Origin of the sequence: Streptococcus sp. A25, from assembly GCF_043674095.1 — a bacterium.
GTDB classification, from domain to species: domain Bacteria; phylum Bacillota; class Bacilli; order Lactobacillales; family Streptococcaceae; genus Streptococcus; species Streptococcus suis_V.
In genome coordinates, this window is sequence record NZ_JBIMJO010000001.1 from 168,711 (window position 1) to 189,165 (window position 20,455).

Genomic DNA, 20,455 nt, shown 5'->3' on the forward strand with positions numbered 1-20,455 from the left:
TTATTATACTACTGTCTTAGGACAAAAACAAGAGTTTCTAGAGGAAAAATGTAAAAAAATCACATTTTTTCTTTATGAAGTTTTTGGTCAAAACTGCTATACTAGAACTATGAATGATACCATTAAGCACAAGTTGGAGCTGCTACCGGACAGTCCGGGTTGCTACCTTCATAAAAACAAGTACGGAAAAATTATCTATGTAGGCAAGGCCAAAAACCTGCGCAATCGGGTGCGGTCTTATTTTCGTGGTGCCCATGATACCAAGACAGAGGCTTTAGTGTCAGAGATTGCCGACTTTGAATTTATCGTAACGGATTCCAATATCGAGGCCCTCTTGCTGGAAATCAATCTGATTCAGGAAAACAAGCCCCGTTATAACATCATGCTCAAGGATGACAAGTCCTATCCTTTTATCAAGATTACCAAGGAACGCCATCCACGACTGATCATTACACGGCAGATAAAAAAGGATGGTGGTCAGTATTTTGGTCCCTATCCAGATGTGGGTGCGGCCAACCAGACCCTCAAATTGCTGGAACGCCTCTATCCTTTCCGCAAGTGTAAATTGCCTGAGAACAAGTATTGTCTTTATTATCATTTGGGGCAATGTCTGGCCCATGGAGATAATATGCCCAGCCTGTCTGACTATGACAAGATGGCTAAGGAAGTTGCCCAGTTCTTGACAGGTCATGATGATAAGATTGTCAAAGAAGTGCAGGAAAAGATGAAGGCAGCTGCTGGCAATCTAGAGTTTGAAAAGGCTGCGGAATATCGTGATGTCCTGCAATCCATTTCCACCCTGCGGACCAAGCAACGTGTGATGGCCCATGACTTGCAAAATCGGGATGTATTTGGCTACTATGTGGACAAGGGCTGGATGTGTGTGCAGGTTTTCTTTGTTCGGCAGGGGAAACTGATTGAGCGGAATGTCAATCTTTTTCCATACTATAATGATGCGGACGAAGACTTTTTGACCTACATCGGTCAGTTTTACAGGGACCAGCAACATTTGATTCCCTCAGAGGTCTTGATACCGCAGGATATTGACCAAGAAGCCGTAGAAGCTCTGGTGGATACCAAGGTGCTTAAGCCCCAGCGTGGCGAGAAGAAGCAACTCATCAATCTGGCAACTAAGAATGCGCGTGTTAGTCTGGAGCAGAAGTTTAATCTCTTGGAGAAAAATCTGGAGAAGACCTACGGTGCTGTGGAGAATATCGGTCAGCTGTTGGGGATTCCGACGCCTGTGCGGATTGAGGCTTTCGATAACTCCAACATCATGGGGACCAGTCCTGTGTCGGCCATGGTGGTTTTTGAAAATGGGGTACCTAATAAAAAAGAATACCGCAAGTACAAGATTAAGACGGTTGAGGGGCCGGATGATTACGCCTCTATGCGGGAAGTCTTGCGCCGCCGTTATAGTCGCGTCCTCAGAGAAGGCTTGGTGCCACCCGATTTGATTATCATTGACGGTGGTCAGGGACAGGTCAATGTGGCCAAGGAGATTATCGAGCATGAGTTGGGTATGACCATTCCGATTGCGGGCTTGCAGAAGAATGACAAGCACCAGACCCACGAATTGCTGTTTGGAAATCCGCTTGAAGTGGTTGAACTGCCTCGTAACTCGCAAGAATTTTTCCTCCTGCAACGCATTCAGGACGAGGTACACCGCTTTGCCATTGAGTTTCACCGTCAGGTTCGTTCGAAAAATTCTTTCTCATCAAAATTGGATGGTATTGAGGGCTTAGGACCAAAGCGCAAGCAGGCTCTGATGAAACATTTCAAATCCATTGGCAATATCCAAGCAGCAAACCTACAAGAAATCGCCGAAGCAGGTGTGCCTTATAAGGTAGCGGAGAAGGTCAAGGAGAAGTTGAACAATGAAAATTGAACGCTCTGCCATTTTATGGTAAAATAAAGGATAATGACTGTAGAAGGAGAAAGCAATGGCTTTTGGAGAAGAAAAACACAAGAAAACTTTATTTGAACGCTTTACATTATTGATTGTTATTATTATGGTGGTTGCCACGATCGCTGGTTTAATTTTCCCTGCAATCAATGCATTGATGAACTAAAAAGGCGCTTTTTAGCGTCTTTTTCAGAGAAAGATTAGGTAGATTATGAGTATGTTTTTAGATACTGCCAAGATTAAGGTCAAGGCAGGTAAGGGTGGCGACGGGATGGTTGCCTTCCGTCGTGAAAAATACGTTCCCAACGGCGGTCCGTGGGGTGGTGACGGTGGTCATGGCGGTCACGTTATTTTCAAGGTAGACGAAGGCTTGCGTACCCTCATGGATTTTCGTTACAACCGCATTTTCAAGGCGGATGCCGGTGAAAAAGGTATGACCAAGGGCATGCACGGTCGTGGTGCGGGAGATTTGATTGTGCGCGTGCCGCAGGGAACAACCGTTCGTGATGCGGAGACTGGCAAGGTTATCACTGACTTGGTGGAGCACGGTCAGGAGTTCGTCATTGCCCACGGTGGTCGTGGTGGCCGTGGAAATATCCGCTTTGCCACGCCGAAAAATCCTGCGCCTGAAATTGCTGAGAATGGTGAACCAGGTGAGGAACGCAATCTGGAATTAGAACTAAAAGTTCTGGCGGACGTTGGTCTGGTTGGTTTCCCATCTGTTGGGAAATCCACTCTCCTCAGCGTTATTACAGCTGCCAAGCCAAAAATTGGTGCCTACCATTTTACAACCATTGTACCGAATTTGGGAATGGTGCGAACTAAATCAGGCGAATCCTTTGCGGTTGCCGATCTGCCAGGCTTGATTGAGGGAGCTAGTCAAGGTGTCGGCCTGGGAACGCAATTCCTCCGTCATATTGAACGGACGCGTGTTATCTTGCACGTTTTGGACATGTCAGCCAGCGAAGGCCGTGATCCCTATGAGGACTATGTGGCCATTAACAATGAATTGGAAACCTACAATCTTCGTCTCATGGAACGCCCGCAGATTATTGTTGCCAATAAGATGGACATGCCAGATGCGGAAGAGAATTTGAAAGAATTCAAGAAGAAGCTGGTAGCCAACTATGACGAGTTTGACGAACTGCCACAGATTTTCCCGATTTCCGGTATTGCTCATCAAGGATTGGAAAACTTACTGGAGGCGACAGCAGAATTGCTTGAGAAAACGCCAGAATTCTTGCTGTATGAAGATTCTGATTTCCAAGAGGAAGAAGCTTACTATGGTTTCAATCCAGATGAGCCTGAATTTGACATCAGCCGTGCGGATGATGCCAGCTGGATCTTGTCTGGCGACAAGCTAGAAAAACTCTTTACCATGACCAATTTTGACCGCGACGAATCTGTCATGAAATTCGCCCGTCAGTTGCGTGGAATGGGTGTTGATGAAGCCCTCCGTGCGCGCGGTGCCAAGGACGGTGACACTGTCCGCATCGGTAAATTTGAATTTGAATTTGTTGATTAACGTAGCAGTTTGGCTGCAAGTTAACTTGCTAGTCAAACTACGCCAAGTCCTATGGGATCTTGGCTAGCTACCTTACTAACTACACCCAAATGGTAGTATCGCCCATTTGGGTTCCGTGTCGTAACCTGTTTAGTGGACTTTTTCAGCTGGTCTCCCAGAAACTGGACGGGACCATAAGACTGAGTGTCCCGCTATTATTCAATAATCATCAACCTGAGCTTGTGTTTCAGGACTACATTTTATTCCTCAAGGAGGTATGCAATGGGTGATAAACCAATATCCTTCAAGGATAAGGATGGAAATTTTGTTTCGGCAGCCGATGTTTGGAATGCTGAAAAATTAGAAGAGCTTTTCAATAAACTCAACCCCAATCGTAAACTTCGTTTGGAACGCGAGCGATTGGCCAAGGAAACTACGGAATCATAAAATATTACCTGCCAATATCTGGGCTCTTTGTCAACTGTAGTGGGTAGGTGAAAAGCTAACACCTAGAGAGGACGAAATTCGTTCTCTCTTTTTGTATATTCAAAGAAATATATATCTTGTTTTTAAAGTTCGTAAAGTTCCTAAATCCGAATGCTTGCCTCTTGATATCTTTGATGAGTTTATTGGTCGCTTCCAGTTTAGCGTTGGAATATGGAAGCACCATGGTGTTCGTGATGTACGTTTTATACTTTAGAAATGTCTTAAAAACAGTCCTAAAGGTTGGATTGACAAGATTCAGATTGTTCTCTAGAAGATCGAAGAAATGTTTCAAGTTCTTCTCTTGGAAATGGAAGAGAAGGACCTGGTAGAGTTCGTAATAGAATTTCAGTTCCTCAGAGAAATTCAATGTTTTCTGGACAACCTCTCTCGGTGTTACTGTTTGCCCAAAAGTGCGAGAAAAGAAGCGATTCAGAGACAGTTTACGGCTATCTTTTTGGAGAATACGCCAGTGATTTTTCATGGATCGATAAGGTAGGGAACGCGTATCGAAAGTCTTCATAATATCAATTCTAGTCGTCATCATAGCACGGCTCAGGTGTTGGATAATGTGAAATCTATCAAGGACAATTTTAGCTTTTGGGAGTGAAACAGTCTGGGAATAGACTGTTTCAGCCTGAGCCTAGAGATAGGAAAGCGAAGGGGCTAGCCAATTTGTAGTGGACGCTAAACATAGCATGGTCACGACCTTGACAGTTTCTCTGACCTCCCTAGGATACTTGTAGAAATAGTTCTTGATGGTGGTTTGGCGGTTGTTGTCAAGAATGGTCACAATCGATCTCGTCTCAAAATTCTGAGCAATAAAGGCGAGTTTTCCCTTGTTCCGACTAAATTCATCCCAGCTCAAGACTTTTGGTAATGTCGTAAAATCATGCTCAAATTGAAACTGAGCCAGTTTCCTCTGGACGACCGATACGGAGATATGTAATCTCCTAGCGATGGCTATATTGGTCATGTTTTCTGTATGGAGTTGTGTCACTTTGTCCCAAATAGGTTGGGAAATCTGACAGTTTTTCTTGACTAGAGCTGTCTCAGCTACAGTCACTTTTTGGCAAGATTTGCATTGAAACCGTCGTTTCTTAAGCAAGAGGAGGGTCGGAAAGCCCTGACAATCCAAAATCGGAATCTTTGACGACTTTTGAAAGTCGTACTTGATACACTTTCCTTGGCAATGAGGACAACCAGGGCTGTCGTAATCTAGCTTTGCCCTGATTTCTAGATGGGTCTGATGTTTCAAAATGAAGAGAATTTTGATGTTTTTGTCTTTGATTCCAATTAGTTCTGTGGTATGATAAAGTTGTTCCATATGAGTCTTTCTAATGTGAGTGTGGTTGCTTTTCATTATAGGTCATATGGGACTTTTTGTATATACTCAAAAAGGCTCCATAATCTCTACAGTGGATTTACCCACTACAGAAATTATAGAGCCAATATCTGTTGGCAGGTTTTTTCTTACTTCTATCTTTGTAAATTTTCTTGAAAATACTCCAACATATAAAGAAAACTTATAGGATATTTTCACAGTTCCGTTTTACATTTTCTATGTCGTGTGATACTATTGGTTCATTCCAATGGAAAGTTAAGGTATAAACAATGACATCAACATTCAATCAAATCTCTGAAACTAATCGTTCAGAATTTATCCAACGTCTATTTGACACAAATATGACAAATGAAGAAGTTGCGCCTCTTTTGTCTCTGACTGAGGAAGAAGTTGCTGTTTTGCGTTTGCAAACTGCATAAGAAATATTAAAATCATACCTTACATAGCTTTTATCAATTTTATTGGAAAAAGATGATATTATGATGAAAAATTATGCAGTTTTCTATTGACAAAAGTCTTGAAAACAGGTATGATAGTTACAAAATAAACAGTGAAAGGAAACAAGCTATGCTGAAAAAGGGTCGCATGACTATGCTTGCTCATACTTATTTCTACGGCTATTTTAGATAGTGTTTGTAGACATGGTAGACATGGATGCAAACACAAAATCGTAAGGTTTGTATCTATGTGGCTGTAGTTGTTTTGACCTGTGCCCATAGATGATACATCTAAACGGCACGCAGCATTCATCTTGTTTTCAAAATGCAGTTGAATAGTGGGGACCGTTTAGAGTGATTCTAGACGGTCTTTTTCTGGTTTGATTGCTTCATTGTATAATTATTAAAAGGAGATAAATCATGAGATTTAAAAAGTTGATTCTTAGTTCAGTGGCAGTTTTATCTGCCGTGACTCTTGCTGCTTGTAGCGCAAATGGTTCAGATGACCAGACGACAAAAGTCGGCATTATTCAATACGCAGAGCATGAGGCTTTGACCGGTGCACGTAAGGGCTTTGTGGAGGCACTTGCTGCAGCGGGTTATAAGGAAGGTGAAAACCTGACCATTGACCTGCAAAATTCGCAAGGTGACCAAGCTAACTTGCAGACCATGGTCGAGCAATTGGCTGGGAAGAATGACCTCAACTTTGCTATTGCAACACCAGCAGCTCAGGCTATGTTGAATGCTGACAGTGAGACTCCGAGCGTCTTTACAGCTGTTACAGATCCTGTTGAGGCAGGTTTGGTTGATTCGCTTGATGCACCCGGTGGAAGTATGACGGGTTCGATTGACGCGACGGATGTAGAAGGGCAGATTGATATGTTGCTCAAAGTCGTACCGTCAGCGAAAACAGTTGGTATTTTTTATAATTCAAGCGAAGTGAATTCAGAAGTACAGGCTGAGCAAGCTAAGAAAGCTTTGGAGGCCAAGGGGGTTAAGGTTGAAGTCGCAACTGTTACGACAACAAATGATGTGCAACAGGCTATTACTTCATTAGCTGGTAAGGTCGATGCCATTTACCTGCCGACGGATAATACCGTAGCGTCAACTGCGTCAACTATTGGTGAGGTGCTCAAGGAGGCAAAAGTTCCGTCTATCGGAAGTGATGCTGCTTACTTGGAAGGGGTTCTCTTCACTTACGGTGTGGATTACCATGCAATCGGTGTTCAGGCAGGTGAATTGGCTGCCAAAATCTTGGATGGAGAAAAACCGGCTGATTTGCCTGTTCAAAAACCACAAACTGCAGCTATCGCTATCAACGAAGAAATGGCTGTAGCAGTAGGGATTGACCCAGAAACCATTAAAGCATTAGAAAAGTAAAAACGTGTAAGGTAGGGAAGAGAGAATGAAATTAGTAAAAAAATTGACAAGTGTAACCTTGCTGGGTGCAGGCTTGTTGGCTTTGGCAGCTTGTTCATCTGGCTCGGAGGAAAAATCGACAGAAGGTGCCGTTAAGGTTGGTGTCCTTCAGTACATGGAACATGAATCTTTGACGGCGGCACGCGAAGGATTTGTGGCAGAACTGGCTGATAATGGCTACAAAGAGGGTGACAAATTGGTCTTGGATTACCAAAATGCTCAGGGTGATCAGGCCAACTTGCAAACTATTTCAGAGCAATTGATTGACGGTAATGACCTTGTCTTGGCCATTGCAACACCGGCAGCGCAAAGTTTGGCAACGGTATCGACTGAAACACCGATTTTATTTACCGCGGTAACGGACCCGATTTCAGCAGACTTGGTGGAAAGCCTTGAAAAGCCGGGTGGCTTGTTGACAGGTACTTCTGATCAGGCTCCAATTGATAAGCAGGTTGAATTGTTGGGCCAAGCAGTTCCCGATGCTAAAACAGTCGGTATTCTGTACACGACGAGCGAACGCAATTCGGAAGTCCAAGTAGAACAAGCAGAGAAATTGCTCAAGGAGGCTGGCTACAAGGTTGTACTGAAAGGAATTACCAGCTCTAACGAAGTACAAGATGCGACAACGAGCTTGATGAAGGATGTGGATGCTGTATTTGTGCCAACGGACAATACTGTTGCTGCGACCATGTCTATGATTGGTGAATTGTCAGCTGAGCATCAGGTGCCAGTTATCGGTGGTTCAACAGACATGGTTGACCAAGGTGGTCTTTTGACATATGGTACCAACTATGAGGCGCTTGGACGTCAGACAGCCAAGATGGCCATTAAGATTATCGAAGGCGAGAAAGTATCTGAGGTTCCTATAGAATATCCAGAAGCGGTCAATCTTCATGTCAATGAAGAAATGGCGCAAAAACTGGGAATTGACACCTCAAAACTATCCGTTTCTGAGTAAAAAATGGGAGTATGACAGGACCTAGCATCGCTAGTCCATTGTCATTCCCCCGCACAGTTGATTAGGGCAGGTTCGGAGCGCAAATCGCAAGTTGTTATGGCTTGCTAAGCAATCCTTATTTCCAACCTTTCATAGTTCCCCAAACTGTGAAAGCCAATCAACCACTGCGCTGAGATGTTGTATGAATAGAAGTGGGTGCTCAGCGCTTATTTAACATGAAACTTTTAAGGAGAAAATTGTGGATATAATTTTATCAAGTATATCGCAAGGGCTACTGTGGTCCATTATGGCGATAGGTGTTTACTTGACGTTTAGAATTTTAGATATTGCTGATTTGACAGCAGAAGGTGCCTATCCTCTGGGTGCTGCAGTTTGTGCGACAGGGATTGTCAATGGGCTAAATCCTCTTGTATCGACCTTCCTTGCCTTGTTTGCGGGTATGATTGCAGGCTTGGTTTCTGGGCTCTTGCATACTAAAATGAAAATTCCAGCCCTGTTGACAGGTATCGTGACCTTGACAGGTTTATATTCGATTAACCTGAAAATCCTCGGCAAAGCCAACGTTGCTCTCTTGAAACAAGTGACCTTGGTGACGCAATTGCAGGACTTAGGCTTGTCTAAGATAAATGCGGTTCTCTTGATTGGTGCGGTCTTTGTTGTGGCAGTCATTCTGCTGTTGACACTCTTGTTCAATACACAAATTGGTCTGGCCATTCGTTCGACAGGGGACAATATTCCCATGAGTGAAGCCAACGGTATTAATGTGGACAAGATGAAGATTTACGGCTACATGCTGTCCAATGGTCTGATAGCTCTCTGTGGTGCACTTTTGACCCAAAACAATGGCTATGCGGATTTGAACTCTGGAACAGGAACCATTGTTATCGGATTGGCATCGGTGATTATCGCAGAAGTTGTTTTGCGGAACTTGCGTTTGGGATGGCGTCTGGCATCTGTGGTTTTGGGTTCGGTTATCTATCGCTTGATTATCCTTGCGATTTTGGAAATTCCGGGTATGGATGCGGACCTTGTCAAACTCTTCTCAGCGATTTTGTTGGCAGTTGTCCTGTATGTGCCAGAATTGCAGAAGAAGCTCAATATTCGCCGTCCAAAATTAAACGGAACTGCATAGGAGGTTCAGATGAGTACAATTTTATCAATACAAAATATTCATAAGACCTTCGAGGCGGGTACAGTCAATGAGAACCATGTTCTGCATGGTCTGTCTCTTGATGTTCAAGAAGGTGATTTTATTTCCATTATCGGTGGTAATGGAGCAGGGAAGTCAACGTTCATGAATTCACTTGCTGGTGCTTTGACGGTGGATTCTGGTGATATTTTGCTGGAAGGCAAATCCATTAAGCATGTGCCAGCAGCTAAGCGTTCAAAAGACATTAGTCGTGTTTTTCAAGATCCGAAAATGGGAACTGCTTCTCGTTTGACCATTGAGGAAAATATGGCCATTGCCTACCGTCGTGGATTGTCTCGTGGCCTGGGTTGGGGTGTCAAAGAAAGTGAACGCGCTATCTTTAAAGAAGCTCTCAAAGAACTTGGTCTTGGACTTGAAAATCGGATGAAGGTCGACACGCAATTCCTATCGGGTGGTCAGCGTCAAGCCTTGACACTCATGATGGCATCGCTGGTTAAGCCCAAAGTCCTACTTTTGGATGAGCATACGGCGGCCCTCGATCCTAAGACCAGTGATATGGTGATGGACTTGACCAAGAAAATTGTTGAAGGTCAAAAATTGACAGCCCTCATGATTACCCACAATATGGAAAATGCCATCCAGTACGGAAATCGTCTGGTCATGCTCCATCGTGGACAGATTGTTGTCGATGTCCAAGGTGAGGAGAAGAAGAACCTGACTGTTCAAAACTTGATGGACCTCTTCTACAAAAACAGCGGTGAAAAGATAGCTGATGACGAAATGATTTTGTAAAGACAGAAAAATGAGGTTGGGCATAAAGTCCAACCTCATTTTTTTGATTAGCAAAAACATATTGACGCAGTGGTTGATTGGCTTTCACAGTTCTCCAAACTGTGAAAGGTTGGAAATAATGGTTGCGTAGCAAACCTCATTTCGTTCGCGTTTGACGCTCCGAACCAGGCCTAATCAACTGTTCGTCTTCCCACTCCCATTTTTTAGTTTCTCAGAAATTCTTTCATTTCTTCAATGGGGATTTGGTGAATGGCTGCCTGTCCTAATGTTGGGACAATAACCAGCTTGATGGATTTGCCGCGGGCTTTCTTGTCGCGAGTCAAGGCTGCGTAAAGTTCCTCACTATTCCAAGGTTGATAGCTGGTCGGTAGTCCAAATTTTTTGCACATAGCCATAATTTGATCCGTAATGCCAGCAGGCATGAGGCCTTTTTCTTCAGCAACGCGTGATAGCTGGACCATTCCGATGGCAACAGCCTCACCATGCATGACTTGACCGTAACCAGCAGTAGCTTCGATAGCGTGACCAATGGTATGACCAAAGTTCAGATAGAGGCGGACACCATTATCCAATTCATCCTCGACAACGACCTTGCGCTTAACGTTACAAGAACGGTAGATGATGGTTTCAGCATTGGCCAAAATACTCTCGGTAGAACCATCCATGTCTGACAAGAGGTCCCAGAGTTCGATATCATCAATCAAACCGTATTTGACAACCTCACCCATGCCCTCAATCAATTCACGTTTGCCCAAGGTTTCTAGGGTGTTAGGGTCAATGAGAACGCCATCAGGTTGGCAGAAGGTACCGACCATGTTTTTGGCAAAGGGAGTGTTGACACCCGTTTTGCCCCCGATAGACGAATCAACCTGAGCGGTCAGGCTAGTTGGGACTTGGAGGAAATGAATGCCCCGCATATAGGTTGAGGCCAAAAAGCCAGCCAAATCACCTACGACACCGCCACCAAGGGCTAAGATGCCGTCACTTCGGGTCATGCCTTCTTGAACAAGAAACTCATAGGCTTGGTTGACCGTGTCCAGATTTTTGGATGCTTCACCTTCTGGAAAGGCAAATGCGATGGTTTCAAAACCAGCTTTTTCAAGACTAGCTCTGGCCGTTTCCAGATAGAGTGAGGCAACATGGTCATCCGTAATAATCGCAATTTTTTGTGGCTTCCAGAGTGAGCTTGCCCAAGCACCGACCTGCGCTAAGCTTCCTTTTTCGATGAGAATATCGTAGGGATTTTGGGGAAGATTGACAGTTAGTTTCATGCTGTGTCCTCTCTAGTTGATGTCATATTTTTCGACTAATTGTTTCCAAATCAAGTCCGTCGGCATTTCTTTGCCTGTCCAAGACTCAAAAGCCTCAGCAGCTTGAAAGAGTAACATACCTAGACCATTGATGCTTGGAATGCCTTGTTCCTTGGCGAGTTTGAGTAAGGGCGTCTCAAAAGGTTGGTAAATCACATCTGCCACTAAACTGTTTTTTGGAAATGCAATGGTTTCCTGAATTGGCAGAGACTGACCATCCATGCCGACGCTGGTTCCGTTGACGAGCAAGTCAGACTTTGTAACATGCTCCTGAACCAAGTCCTGGTTGTCAATCGGCAATACCTGAATGGAGCTACCAGTTGCTTGGACAATACGGTCAGCAGTAGTTTGTGTTCTGTCCAGACTTTGTTGGCGACAGAAAATGCTGATTTCCTTGGCACTGTCCAAAGCAGCTTGGGCAATAATAGCCGTAGAAGCACCGCCTCCGCCCAGAATGGTCAGTCTTTTATCTGCTACATGGAAGTTCAGTTGCTTTTCCAAACTCTTAAAAAATCCGATGCCGTCTGTATTGTGCCCAATCAATTGGCCATGGCGGTGAATGACCGTATTGACCGCGCCGATTAAGCGAGCAGACTCTGTCAATTCGTCTAGGTAGGGAATAACCGCTTGCTTGTATGGCATGGACAGATTGATACCAAACATGTCGTAGCGCTTAATGTTTTCAAGTGTGACTGGCAGGTCCTGCTCAGCTATTTCCCAAGCGACGTAGACCCCATTGACCCCAGTTTCTTCAAAGGCAAGATTGTGAATGAAGGGAGAAATGGAGTGTTTAATGGGTTTTGCTACCACAGCAGCCAGACGCGTATAGCCGTCAATCGTCATGTGAGACCTCCCAAATGTATCAGTAGATTAGAGGGTTTCATGGATTTCACGAATCAGTGCTTCAGTTTTATCCCAACCAAGGCAAGGGTCGGTAATGGATTTACCAAAGGTTTCTGGGCTATCCTGACGACCGTCTTCCAAGTAGGATTCAATCATAAAGCCACGAACATACTTGCGAATATCGTCGTTCCAATCGCGGTTAATCAGGGTTTGGCGGACGATACGGATTTGTTCCAGATAATTTTTACCAGAATTGTCATGGTTGGTGTCGATGACGATAAAAGGATTTTTGAGACCAAAGTTCTGGTATTGTTTGATAGTTTTTAAGAGAATATCGTAGTAGTAGTTGGGTTCGTTGATGCCTTGTTCTGTGCTAGCACCACGAAGAATAGCATGGGCCAGCGGATTGCCGTCTGTATCGACTTCCGCATCGCGGTAGATGAAATTCTGCTTGTTTTGCGCCGCGTAAATGGCGTTGAACATAACGGTCAGATTACCAGAAGTTGGATTTTTCATCCCGGTCGGCATGTCAATACCAGAGGCGACAAAGCGGTGCTCCTGATCTTCGACTGAACGTGCTCCGATGGCATGGTAGGACACCAAGTCCTCAACCAAGGGGAAATTAGCCGAGTAAAGCATTTCATCCGCAGTGGTCAAGCCGGTTTCTGTGATGACACGGTAGTGCAAATTGCGCACGGCTGCAATACCGTTAATCAAATCAGGCAATTTTGAGGTATCTGGCTGGTGAACCAGTCCCTTGTAGCCTTCGCCATTGGTACGTGGCTTAGCCGTATAAACCCGCATGACCATGAAAATCTTATCTTTGACCTCGTCTTGCAATTTAGACAGACGGCGGGCATATTCCAAAACGGCCTCTTCGTTATCCGAAGAACATGGGCCGATGACCAATAAGAGGCGGTCATCCTCACCTCGGATGACTTTTTTTAGTTCCTCGTCACGTTTTTCTTTGGCAACTAGGAAGTCTCCTTCTAGTTTAGACAATTCTTTAACTTGTTCAATGTTGATGCGAGTGCTGCGCTGATGAATTCCCATAGCTTGTTTCCTATCTATTTATCTGTTGTAAATTTCTCGAATGAGTTCCTCAGTTTTGTCCCAACCAAGGCAAGGGTCGGTAATGGATTTTCCGTAGACTTCGGCGTTGTCCTGACGTCCATCTTCAAGATAGGACTCAATCATGAAACCACGGACATAGTCACGGATTTCTTGGTTCCAATCACGGTTAATCAGGGTTTGACGGACAATGCGGATTTGTTCCAAATAATTTTTACCAGAATTATCGTGGTTGGTATCAATGATAATAAATGGATTAGCCAAACCGAATTGTTTGTAGAGGTCAATGGTTTCCAAGAGATTATCGTAGTAGTAGTTTGGCAGGTATTTGCCACTTTCTGTCACTGCACCACGCAGGATAACATGAGCCAGCGGATTTCCAGATGTTTCAACCTCTGTGTTGTTGAAGAGGAAGGACTGCTTTTTCTGAGCCGCGAAAATACCGTTAAACATGACCTTGAGGTTACCAGATGTAGGGTTTTTCAAGCCAGTTGGCACATCAATTCCAGACGCCACAAAACGGTGTTGCTGATTTTCAACCGAACGGGCACCAACGGCAATATAAGATACCAAATCATCAACAAGTGGCAGATTTTCAGGATAAAGCATCTCGTCGGCCGTCGTCAAACCAGTCTCGGTAATGACACGGTAGTGGAGGTTGCGGACAGCCTTGATACCGTTGATGAGACTAGGTGCTGCATCGGTCTTTGGTTGGTGCATGAGCCCCTTGTAGCCGTCGCCATTGGTACGAGGCTTAGCCGTGTAGACACGCATGACCATAAAGATTTTGTCCTTGACTTCTTCTTGAAGCTTGGCTAAACGATGAGCATAGTCTAAAACAGCCTCTTCATTGTCAGAAGAGCAAGGTCCGACGACCAAGAGCAGACGGTCGTCCTCGCCTTTTAAAATAGCCTCTAACTCACGGTCGCGCGCTCCTTTTTTGTCTAAGGTTTCTGGGGATAATTTTGAATGGTCTCTTACATCCTGAATATCAATTTTTTCGCTAATTGGTGTAAACACTAGATAATCTCCTTGATTGATAAAATTTCTTTTTATTATACCATGAAAGCAGCTATTATTAAAACCATATCTATGTTTTTCGAAAAATTTACAGTAAATTCTGAAAATTTTATCAAATATAGGTATTTTCAAAGATAAAATGGCATAAAAATCTGAAAATATTCTGCAAATGTGGTAGAATGAAAGGGAAATTATGTGAGGTATGGAAATGAAATTAAGAACAAATGCAAGAGCCTTAGAAGGTACGATACGCGTTCCGGGTGATAAATCCATCAGCCACCGTTCCATTATTTTTGGATCCTTGGCAAAAGGCGTAACTCGTGTTCATGATATTTTGCGTGGTGAGGATGTCCTCTCGACCATGCAGGTTTTTCGTGATTTAGGCGTGACGATTGAGGATAATGGGGATGTGGTTGAGGTTCACGGTGTTGGCTTTGATGGCTTGCAGGCTCCTAAAAATGACCTTGATATGGGGAATTCAGGGACATCTATTCGTTTGATTTCAGGTGTCTTGGCTGGTCAAGAGTTTGAAGCGACCATGTTTGGCGATGATTCGCTGTCAAAACGTCCTATGGATCGTGTGACGGTGCCGCTCAGCCAAATGGGTGTAACCGTTTCTGGTCAGACAGACCGTGATTTGCCACCTTTGACCATCAAAGGTACCAAGTCCCTCAAGCCGATTTCCTATCAATTGCCAGTAGCATCTGCTCAGGTAAAATCTGCTCTCTTATTTGCAGCTTTGCAGGCAGAAGGTGAGTCGGTTATTATCGAAAAAGAAATCACTCGTAACCACACGGAGGACATGATTGTCCAATTTGGCGGTCATTTGTCTGTTGATGGCAAGGAAATCCGTATCACAGGTGGGCAGGAATTTACAGCGCAAGAAATTGTTGTCCCTGGTGATATTTCCAGTGCGGCCTTCTGGTTGGTGGCTGGACTGGTTGTGCCTGGTTCAAAAATTACCCTTGAAAACGTCGGCATCAATGAAACACGGACGGGGATTTTGGACGTCATCAAGGCTATGGGTGGCAAGATGACCTTGTCCAATGTGGATGAGATTGCCAAATCAGCGACCATTACGGTTGAGTATTCTAGCTTGCAGGGAACGGAGATTGCAGGTGATTTGATTCCGCGCTTGATTGACGAATTGCCGATTATTGCTCTCTTGGCGACGCAAGCCAATGGCACAACCATTATTCGCGATGCTGAGGAGTTGAAGGTTAAGGAAACGGACCGTATTCAAGTGGTGGCAGATGCCTTGAATAGCATGGGAGCTAAGATTGAGCCGACTGCTGACGGTATGATTATCGAGGGCCCAACGCCTTTGCACGGTGCGACGGTTAATACCTTTGGTGACCACCGTATCGGCATGATGACAGCTATCGCAGCCCTCTTGGCACAAGATGGCGAGGTTGTTCTTGAGCGCGCTGAGGCCATTAATACCAGCTACCCAGCCTTCTTTGACCATCTTGAAAGTCTAGAAAAATAAGCTCAGTAAGGAGGAGAGAGAATGCCAATCGTATTACTTGGTTTTATGGGAGTTGGAAAGACCACGACTGCTAAACTCTTGGATATGCCACTCTATGACATGGACCAAATCATGGAAGAACGGATTGGCATGTCCATTGCGGATTTCTTCCAATCAGAGGGTGAAGATGCCTTTCGCCAGTTGGAAACCCAAGTCTTGGAAGAGTTGATGGACTTGCCCAATGATTACTTGGTTTCAACGGGCGGTGGTGTGGTCAAATCCGCCAAAAACAGGGAGATTTTGCTCAAAAATAAACCCAATAATGTTCTTTTGACTGCCTCCTTTCCAGTGGCATATGAGCGGATTAATCAAGATCATCAGTCGCAACGTCCCTTATTTTTACAGCACAGCCGAGAGGAGTTTGAGGCCATTTACCAAGAACGAATGGCTTTATATGAAGGACTAGCTGACCTGGTCATTGACACAGACCAACTCAGTCCGGAACAAGTAGCAAGGAAGATTCTATGCAAGTAGCTTATTTGGGCCCGCGGGGGTCCTTTACTCACCAAGTTGCCCAGCAGGCCTTTCCGGAGGCGGATTTGCAGGCTTTTGGTACCATTACGGAGGTCGTCAAGGCCTATGAGACTGGCTTGGTGACCTATTCGGTTATTCCGGTTGAGAATTCGATTGAAGGTAGTGTTCACGAGACCATTGACTACCTTTTTCATCAGGCGGAAATCCATGCGGTGGCAGAAGTGGTTCAGCCCATCGCCCAGCAATTGCTAGCGACGACGCCTCATAAGGAAATCGAGGTCATCTATTCTCATCCGCAGGCCATTGCGCAGGGGAAAAAATATGTTCAGGAGCATTTTCCGAAGGCTCGTTTGGAGTTGACAGCAAGCACGGCCTACGCAGCCCGATTTGTAGCGGAGCATGCGGATCAGCCTTTTGCGGCTATTGCACCGCACGCTGCGGCTGAAGAGTACGGCCTGCAGGTCATTGCCCAAGACATCCAAGAAATCGCGGAGAATTTCACTCGTTTTTGGATTTTGGGACATACTGCGCCTGAATTGGGATTGCGGAAAACAGATCGGAAGGTTTCTTTGGCCCTGACGCTACCAGATAATCTGCCAGGTGCCCTCTATAAGGCTATGTCGGTCTTTTCGTGGAGAGGAATCGGTTTGACCAAGATTGAAAGTCGGCCGCTGAAAACGGCGCTGGGTGAGTATTTCTTTATCTTAGATATTGAGAATAATTCAGATGAATTAGTTGGCTATTCTTTGGAGGAATTGAAAAGTTTAGGGATTTTTTATAAGATTTTAGGAAATTATAAGGTTTATAGTGTGTAATAACCTTAGAAAGGAGTGAATATGGCGAAACATCCCTTATCACATCATGAAGAGCTACGCTTGGACTACCTGCGTAAAAATATTCACTACTTAAACGAGAAGGAAAAGACGGAGCTGGATTACTTAGAGTATCTTAAAAAGGGTGAGGAGCAAGTTATTGCGCCTTCGCCACTTGAGGAGGAGGCTTCTAATCTTCCAGAGTTTTCACTTGAGGATTCTTGGAGAGAGGTTGTGCCCCTTGTAGAGGAAGAGGAGCTCTTACCAGCCTATCCGACCTTGAGTCGAAAAGAAAGGTTAAAAAAATCTAAGAAAAATAAGGCGACTTCAGTAACCGAAGATAGTAGTAGTCAGCCACCCAAGAAACCTTTTTTCAAACGACTTTTAAGTTTTGTCTTCTGGGGACTACTGATATTGCTGCTTGCCTTGGGCGCTATGTTTGTCAAAGGGATGATTAGCGTGGATAACAAACCTGCTACCGAACAATTTGCTGGTCAGGCGACACAGGATGGCATCAATATTTTAATCTTAGGAACAGATGGTCGAGTTGGACAAAGTACCGGTGAAACTCGAACGGATACTGTTATGGTCCTGAATGTCAATAATAGTAGCAATAAGATAAAACTAGTTAGCTTTATGCGGGATACGCTGGTTACTATCGGTGGAGAAGGTGACTACAAACTCAATTCTGCCTACACTTTTGGGGAGCAAAATGGTGGTCTTGGGGCTGAAAATGTTCGGCAGGTTTTGAAGGAAAATTTTGATATTGATATTCAATACTATGCCCTTGTTGATTTTGCGAGTTTTGCATCTGCTATTGATACGCTCTTTCCATCGGGTGTGGCCATTGATGCTCAATTTTCAACGATTGATGGTGAAACGGTGTCTTCTGTTGAAGCACCCAACGACCTGCGTCTGGAGGAAAATGCACCAGCTTATCAAACCATTCAGGTCGGTCCACAGCAGATGGACGGGAAAACCTTGCTGAACTATGCTCGTTTTCGTTCGGATGACGAAGGAGACTTCGGTCGGACAAGGCGGCAACAAGAGGTTTTGGATGCAATTATTCAGCAGGCACAAGATCCCACAAAGCTCTTCTCTGGTGCTGAGGCGCTTGGAAAAATTTACTCTATGACCTCTACCAATGTCCCACTAGCATTTCCGTTGCTTCGTGGTCCAGGTATTTTGCTGGATGCACCTAATGGAATTGAACGAGTAACCATACCAGAAAACCACGATTGGATTGATGAGTATGATAATTATGGTGGTATGGGACTAAAAATTGACTTCTATAGGTACCAAGAAGTTCTGAGAGAACTGGGTCTAAGGTAAGAATGTGCCAGTTTTCTTGTGAAATGTGCTATACTTAAAAGTGACTTCGGTCACTTTTTTCGTGACCAGATTTAGAAAGTAGAACAATGTTAGAAAAAAATCAAATTGTTGAAGTGGAAATTGTGGACCTGACCCACGAGGGTCAGGGAGTGGCCAAGTTGGACGGCTTTGTCTTTTTCGTGGACAATGCACTACCAGGTGAGCGTATCAAGATGAAAGTTCTAAAGCTAAAAAAGAATATAGGTTTTGGTAAGGTGGAAGAATGGCTGAGCTTCTCTGCTGACCGCAATCAAGACTTGGATTTAACCTATCTAAGAACGGGCATTGCTGACTTGGGGCATTTGAACTACTCTGCCCAATTAGCTTTCAAGAAGAAGCAGGTGGAAATGGCTCTGCGTAAGATTGCTGGAATTTCAGACATTGTGGTCGAAGATACGCAGGGGATGAGCACTCCTCTGGCCTACCGCAATAAGGCTGCGGTGCCCGTTCGTCGGGTCAACGGGCAGCTGGAGACGGGTTTTTTCCGGAAAAATTCCCATGATTTGGTGCCGATTGAGGATTTTTATATTCAAAACAAGGAAATTGATGCCTTGATTGTGGCAACGCGCGATTTACTCCGTAAGCTGGACCTCAAACCCTATGACGAGAAGGAGCAAACTGGGCTATTTCGCAATATTGTCGTACGACGCGGTCATTATACTGGGCAGATGATGCTGGTCTTGGTGACAACTCGTCCGAAAATTTTCCGTGTGGAGACCTTGATTGAGCGTTTGACAGAGGCTTTCCCAAATCTGATCTCTATTATTCAGAACATCAACGACCAGAATACCAATGCAATTTTCGGGCAAGAATTTCGCCTGCTTCATGGGTCGGAGAAAATTGTTGACCGGATGTTGGGTAATGAATTTGAAATCTCAGCGCCGTCTTTCTATCAGGTCAATACGGAAATGGCAGAGCTGCTCTACCAGACAGGGATTGAGTTTGCTGGTTTGTCAGCCGATGATGTCGTGATTGATGCCTATTCGGGAATTGGCACCATCGGTCTTTCCTTTGCCAAGCAGGTCAAGCATGTTTACGGTGTTGAAGTGGTAGAAAAAGCGGTGGCAGATAGCAAGAAAAATGCGACTCGAAATGGGATTAACAATGTGACCTACGTCTGCGATAGTGCTGAAAATGCCATGCAAAAATGGGTAGCTGATGGCATTAAGCCGACCGTGATTTTCGTGGATCCGCCACGGAAGGGCTTGACCGAGAGCTTTATCAAGGCCTCGGTGTCCGTTGCTCCTGAGAAGATTGTTTACATATCTTGTAATGTGGCGACCATGGCGCGTGATGTTAAGCTTTATGAGGAATTGGGATATAAACTGATTAAGGTACGACCGGTGGATCTTTTTCCGAATACGCATCACGTCGAGGTAGTTGGTCTGCTGGTGAAAGCCTAGAAACCTTTGAACGAAAGCATTATTAAAGGCCTTGGAGACAAGGCTTTTTACGTTTGGGCGGGGTAGTATCAGTGTAACTACCTCAGTTGAGGTAGTTGAGATGTTGGGGGATTTTAGAGGATTTTATTTCCGTAGACACAAGGTGGGGACATGGGGAAAGTAGTATGAGGGAATAGATGTCCCCCCCTCTTAAATCATCGCTATAGTCGACTGAAATCGGAATAAGGAAATTGATACAAATTAACGATTAAAAACCCTTGAAATCGCTTGGCTTCAAGGGTTTTTCGTATATGCTGAAACAAATTACTTAAAGAATTAGATTTTACTGCATATCGGTAGGATGGAGATCTTGATTGAATCTTTATAATCGTTTGGATTGTTTCAAATCGTTAAATAATTGTTATTCAAAGTTATCAAATCTCTACCTTTTACTCTACCATTTTTAGATAAATATATCATCTGGATATTGAAGTTAAGCCCTACTATCATTTCGATGGCAGGGCTTTTTTATATTTGGTATGCTAACTTCTTATCTATATTTTGGTGGAGCTGAAGTTGACATCTACAAAGTTTAATGTTAGAATACATTCAAAAATGTATTTGAATGAGGTGTTTTATGATTCAAAATG

At 44.3% G+C, this 20,455-nt stretch carries 18 protein-coding genes and 2 pseudogenes; 14 read left to right on the top strand and 6 right to left on the bottom strand.

Annotation, left to right across the window (positions count from 1 at the left end; translation table 11 throughout):
* Positions 1-109 precede the first annotated feature (109 nt).
* The 4 genes from uvrC to ACHBID_RS00830 all read left to right on the top strand — a co-directional run bounded on the left by uvrC (position 110) and on the right by ACHBID_RS00830 (position 3,857).
* Positions 110-1,888 carry an excinuclease ABC subunit UvrC gene (gene uvrC, locus ACHBID_RS00815; RefSeq protein ID WP_394731322.1) on the top strand — a complete coding sequence of 593 codons (1,779 nt, stop codon included), beginning with the start codon at positions 110-112 and terminating at the stop codon, positions 1,886-1,888.
* A gap of 55 nt (positions 1,889-1,943) precedes the next feature.
* Positions 1,944-2,072: a DUF4044 domain-containing protein gene (locus tag ACHBID_RS00820; protein WP_105137515.1), complete on the top strand. Its 129-nt coding sequence runs from the start codon at positions 1,944-1,946 to the stop codon at positions 2,070-2,072.
* A gap of 45 nt (positions 2,073-2,117) precedes the next feature.
* Positions 2,118-3,431 (top strand): GTPase ObgE, encoded by a 1,314-nt coding sequence (gene obgE / locus ACHBID_RS00825; RefSeq protein WP_105161308.1) that lies wholly within the window; start codon positions 2,118-2,120, stop codon positions 3,429-3,431.
* Between the two features lie 261 nt (positions 3,432-3,692).
* Positions 3,693-3,857, top strand: coding sequence for a hypothetical protein (locus tag ACHBID_RS00830; protein ID WP_105101249.1), 165 nt, complete (start codon positions 3,693-3,695; stop codon positions 3,855-3,857).
* A 55-nt stretch (positions 3,858-3,912) separates the two neighbouring features.
* Here the strand turns inward: ACHBID_RS00830 and ACHBID_RS00835 are convergent.
* A pseudogene (locus ACHBID_RS00835) lies at positions 3,913-5,220 on the bottom strand (transposase).
* A gap of 287 nt (positions 5,221-5,507) precedes the next feature.
* On the opposite strand from ACHBID_RS00835, the gene ACHBID_RS00840 reads away from it, so the two are divergent.
* The 5 genes from ACHBID_RS00840 (at position 5,508) to ACHBID_RS00860 (ending at position 9,994) form a co-directional block, all read left to right on the top strand.
* Positions 5,508-5,657 (top strand): hypothetical protein, encoded by a 150-nt coding sequence (locus tag ACHBID_RS00840; protein ID WP_161497988.1) that lies wholly within the window; start codon positions 5,508-5,510, stop codon positions 5,655-5,657.
* Positions 5,658-6,095: 438 nt separating this feature from the next.
* Positions 6,096-7,055, top strand: a complete 960-nt coding sequence (locus ACHBID_RS00845; RefSeq protein WP_394731321.1) for an ABC transporter substrate-binding protein — start codon at positions 6,096-6,098, stop codon at positions 7,053-7,055.
* A 25-nt stretch (positions 7,056-7,080) separates the two neighbouring features.
* A complete protein-coding gene (locus ACHBID_RS00850) occupies positions 7,081-8,052 on the top strand; it encodes an ABC transporter substrate-binding protein (RefSeq protein WP_394731320.1) in 972 nt (323 codons plus the stop codon).
* 238 nt (positions 8,053-8,290) lie between these two features.
* A complete protein-coding gene (locus ACHBID_RS00855; RefSeq protein WP_172062164.1) occupies positions 8,291-9,184 on the top strand; it encodes an ABC transporter permease in 894 nt (297 codons plus the stop codon).
* Between the two features lie 9 nt (positions 9,185-9,193).
* Complete coding sequence (locus tag ACHBID_RS00860; RefSeq protein WP_394731319.1) at positions 9,194-9,994, top strand: ABC transporter ATP-binding protein; 801 nt, start codon at positions 9,194-9,196, stop codon at positions 9,992-9,994.
* A gap of 203 nt (positions 9,995-10,197) precedes the next feature.
* On the opposite strand, the gene aroB is transcribed toward ACHBID_RS00860, so the two are convergent.
* From aroB to ACHBID_RS00880, 4 genes are read right to left on the bottom strand one after another with little or no spacing between them, the layout of a single operon-like run.
* Positions 10,198-11,265, bottom strand: a complete 1,068-nt coding sequence (aroB, locus tag ACHBID_RS00865; protein ID WP_394731318.1) for a 3-dehydroquinate synthase — start codon at positions 11,263-11,265, stop codon at positions 10,198-10,200.
* Positions 11,266-11,277: 12 nt separating this feature from the next.
* Entirely contained in the window at positions 11,278-12,147 is an 870-nt protein-coding gene (locus ACHBID_RS00870; protein ID WP_394731317.1) for a shikimate dehydrogenase, read from the bottom strand.
* Between the two features lie 27 nt (positions 12,148-12,174).
* Entirely contained in the window at positions 12,175-13,200 is a 1,026-nt protein-coding gene (locus ACHBID_RS00875; protein ID WP_105122513.1) for a 3-deoxy-7-phosphoheptulonate synthase, read from the bottom strand.
* Between the two features lie 18 nt (positions 13,201-13,218).
* Complete coding sequence (locus ACHBID_RS00880; protein WP_161943351.1) at positions 13,219-14,238, bottom strand: 3-deoxy-7-phosphoheptulonate synthase; 1,020 nt, start codon at positions 14,236-14,238, stop codon at positions 13,219-13,221.
* Positions 14,239-14,446: 208 nt separating this feature from the next.
* On the opposite strand from ACHBID_RS00880, the gene aroA reads away from it, so the two are divergent.
* The 5 genes from aroA to rlmD all read left to right on the top strand — a co-directional run bounded on the left by aroA (position 14,447) and on the right by rlmD (position 19,826).
* Positions 14,447-15,727: a 3-phosphoshikimate 1-carboxyvinyltransferase gene (gene aroA, locus ACHBID_RS00885; RefSeq protein ID WP_394731316.1), complete on the top strand. Its 1,281-nt coding sequence runs from the start codon at positions 14,447-14,449 to the stop codon at positions 15,725-15,727.
* 21 nt (positions 15,728-15,748) lie between these two features.
* Positions 15,749-16,240 carry a shikimate kinase gene (locus ACHBID_RS00890; RefSeq protein ID WP_394731315.1) on the top strand — a complete coding sequence of 164 codons (492 nt, stop codon included), beginning with the start codon at positions 15,749-15,751 and terminating at the stop codon, positions 16,238-16,240.
* Positions 16,231-17,055, top strand: coding sequence for a prephenate dehydratase (gene pheA / locus ACHBID_RS00895; protein WP_105122515.1), 825 nt, complete (start codon positions 16,231-16,233; stop codon positions 17,053-17,055). The genes ACHBID_RS00890 and pheA overlap by 10 nt, the downstream gene beginning before the upstream one ends.
* 21 nt (positions 17,056-17,076) lie before the next feature.
* Positions 17,077-18,384, top strand: coding sequence for an LCP family protein (locus ACHBID_RS00900; protein ID WP_394731314.1), 1,308 nt, complete (start codon positions 17,077-17,079; stop codon positions 18,382-18,384).
* Between the two features lie 86 nt (positions 18,385-18,470).
* Positions 18,471-19,826, top strand: a complete 1,356-nt coding sequence (gene rlmD / locus ACHBID_RS00905) for a 23S rRNA (uracil(1939)-C(5))-methyltransferase RlmD (protein ID WP_105160462.1) — start codon at positions 18,471-18,473, stop codon at positions 19,824-19,826.
* A gap of 381 nt (positions 19,827-20,207) precedes the next feature.
* Here rlmD and ACHBID_RS00910 read toward each other — a convergent pair.
* Positions 20,208-20,414: pseudogene (locus ACHBID_RS00910) on the bottom strand (FanG protein).
* Positions 20,415-20,455 lie beyond the last annotated feature (41 nt).

Coding starts and splice junctions, on each gene's coding strand:
- ACHBID_RS00870 (WP_394731317.1), bottom strand. CDS start 12,147: ATGACGATTGACGGCTATACGCGTCTGGCTGCTGTGGTAGCAAAACCC.
- uvrC (WP_394731322.1), top strand. CDS start 110: ATGAATGATACCATTAAGCACAAGTTGGAGCTGCTACCGGACAGTCCG.
- ACHBID_RS00820 (WP_105137515.1), top strand. CDS start 1,944: ATGGCTTTTGGAGAAGAAAAACACAAGAAAACTTTATTTGAACGCTTT.
- ACHBID_RS00860 (WP_394731319.1), top strand. CDS start 9,194: ATGAGTACAATTTTATCAATACAAAATATTCATAAGACCTTCGAGGCG.
- aroA (WP_394731316.1), top strand. CDS start 14,447: ATGAAATTAAGAACAAATGCAAGAGCCTTAGAAGGTACGATACGCGTT.
- rlmD (WP_105160462.1), top strand. CDS start 18,471: ATGTTAGAAAAAAATCAAATTGTTGAAGTGGAAATTGTGGACCTGACC.
- ACHBID_RS00850 (WP_394731320.1), top strand. CDS start 7,081: ATGAAATTAGTAAAAAAATTGACAAGTGTAACCTTGCTGGGTGCAGGC.
- ACHBID_RS00830 (WP_105101249.1), top strand. CDS start 3,693: ATGGGTGATAAACCAATATCCTTCAAGGATAAGGATGGAAATTTTGTT.
- aroB (WP_394731318.1), bottom strand. CDS start 11,265: ATGAAACTAACTGTCAATCTTCCCCAAAATCCCTACGATATTCTCATC.
- ACHBID_RS00845 (WP_394731321.1), top strand. CDS start 6,096: ATGAGATTTAAAAAGTTGATTCTTAGTTCAGTGGCAGTTTTATCTGCC.
- pheA (WP_105122515.1), top strand. CDS start 16,231: ATGCAAGTAGCTTATTTGGGCCCGCGGGGGTCCTTTACTCACCAAGTT.
- ACHBID_RS00890 (WP_394731315.1), top strand. CDS start 15,749: ATGCCAATCGTATTACTTGGTTTTATGGGAGTTGGAAAGACCACGACT.
- obgE (WP_105161308.1), top strand. CDS start 2,118: ATGAGTATGTTTTTAGATACTGCCAAGATTAAGGTCAAGGCAGGTAAG.
- ACHBID_RS00900 (WP_394731314.1), top strand. CDS start 17,077: ATGGCGAAACATCCCTTATCACATCATGAAGAGCTACGCTTGGACTAC.
- ACHBID_RS00875 (WP_105122513.1), bottom strand. CDS start 13,200: ATGGGAATTCATCAGCGCAGCACTCGCATCAACATTGAACAAGTTAAA.
- ACHBID_RS00840 (WP_161497988.1), top strand. CDS start 5,508: ATGACATCAACATTCAATCAAATCTCTGAAACTAATCGTTCAGAATTT.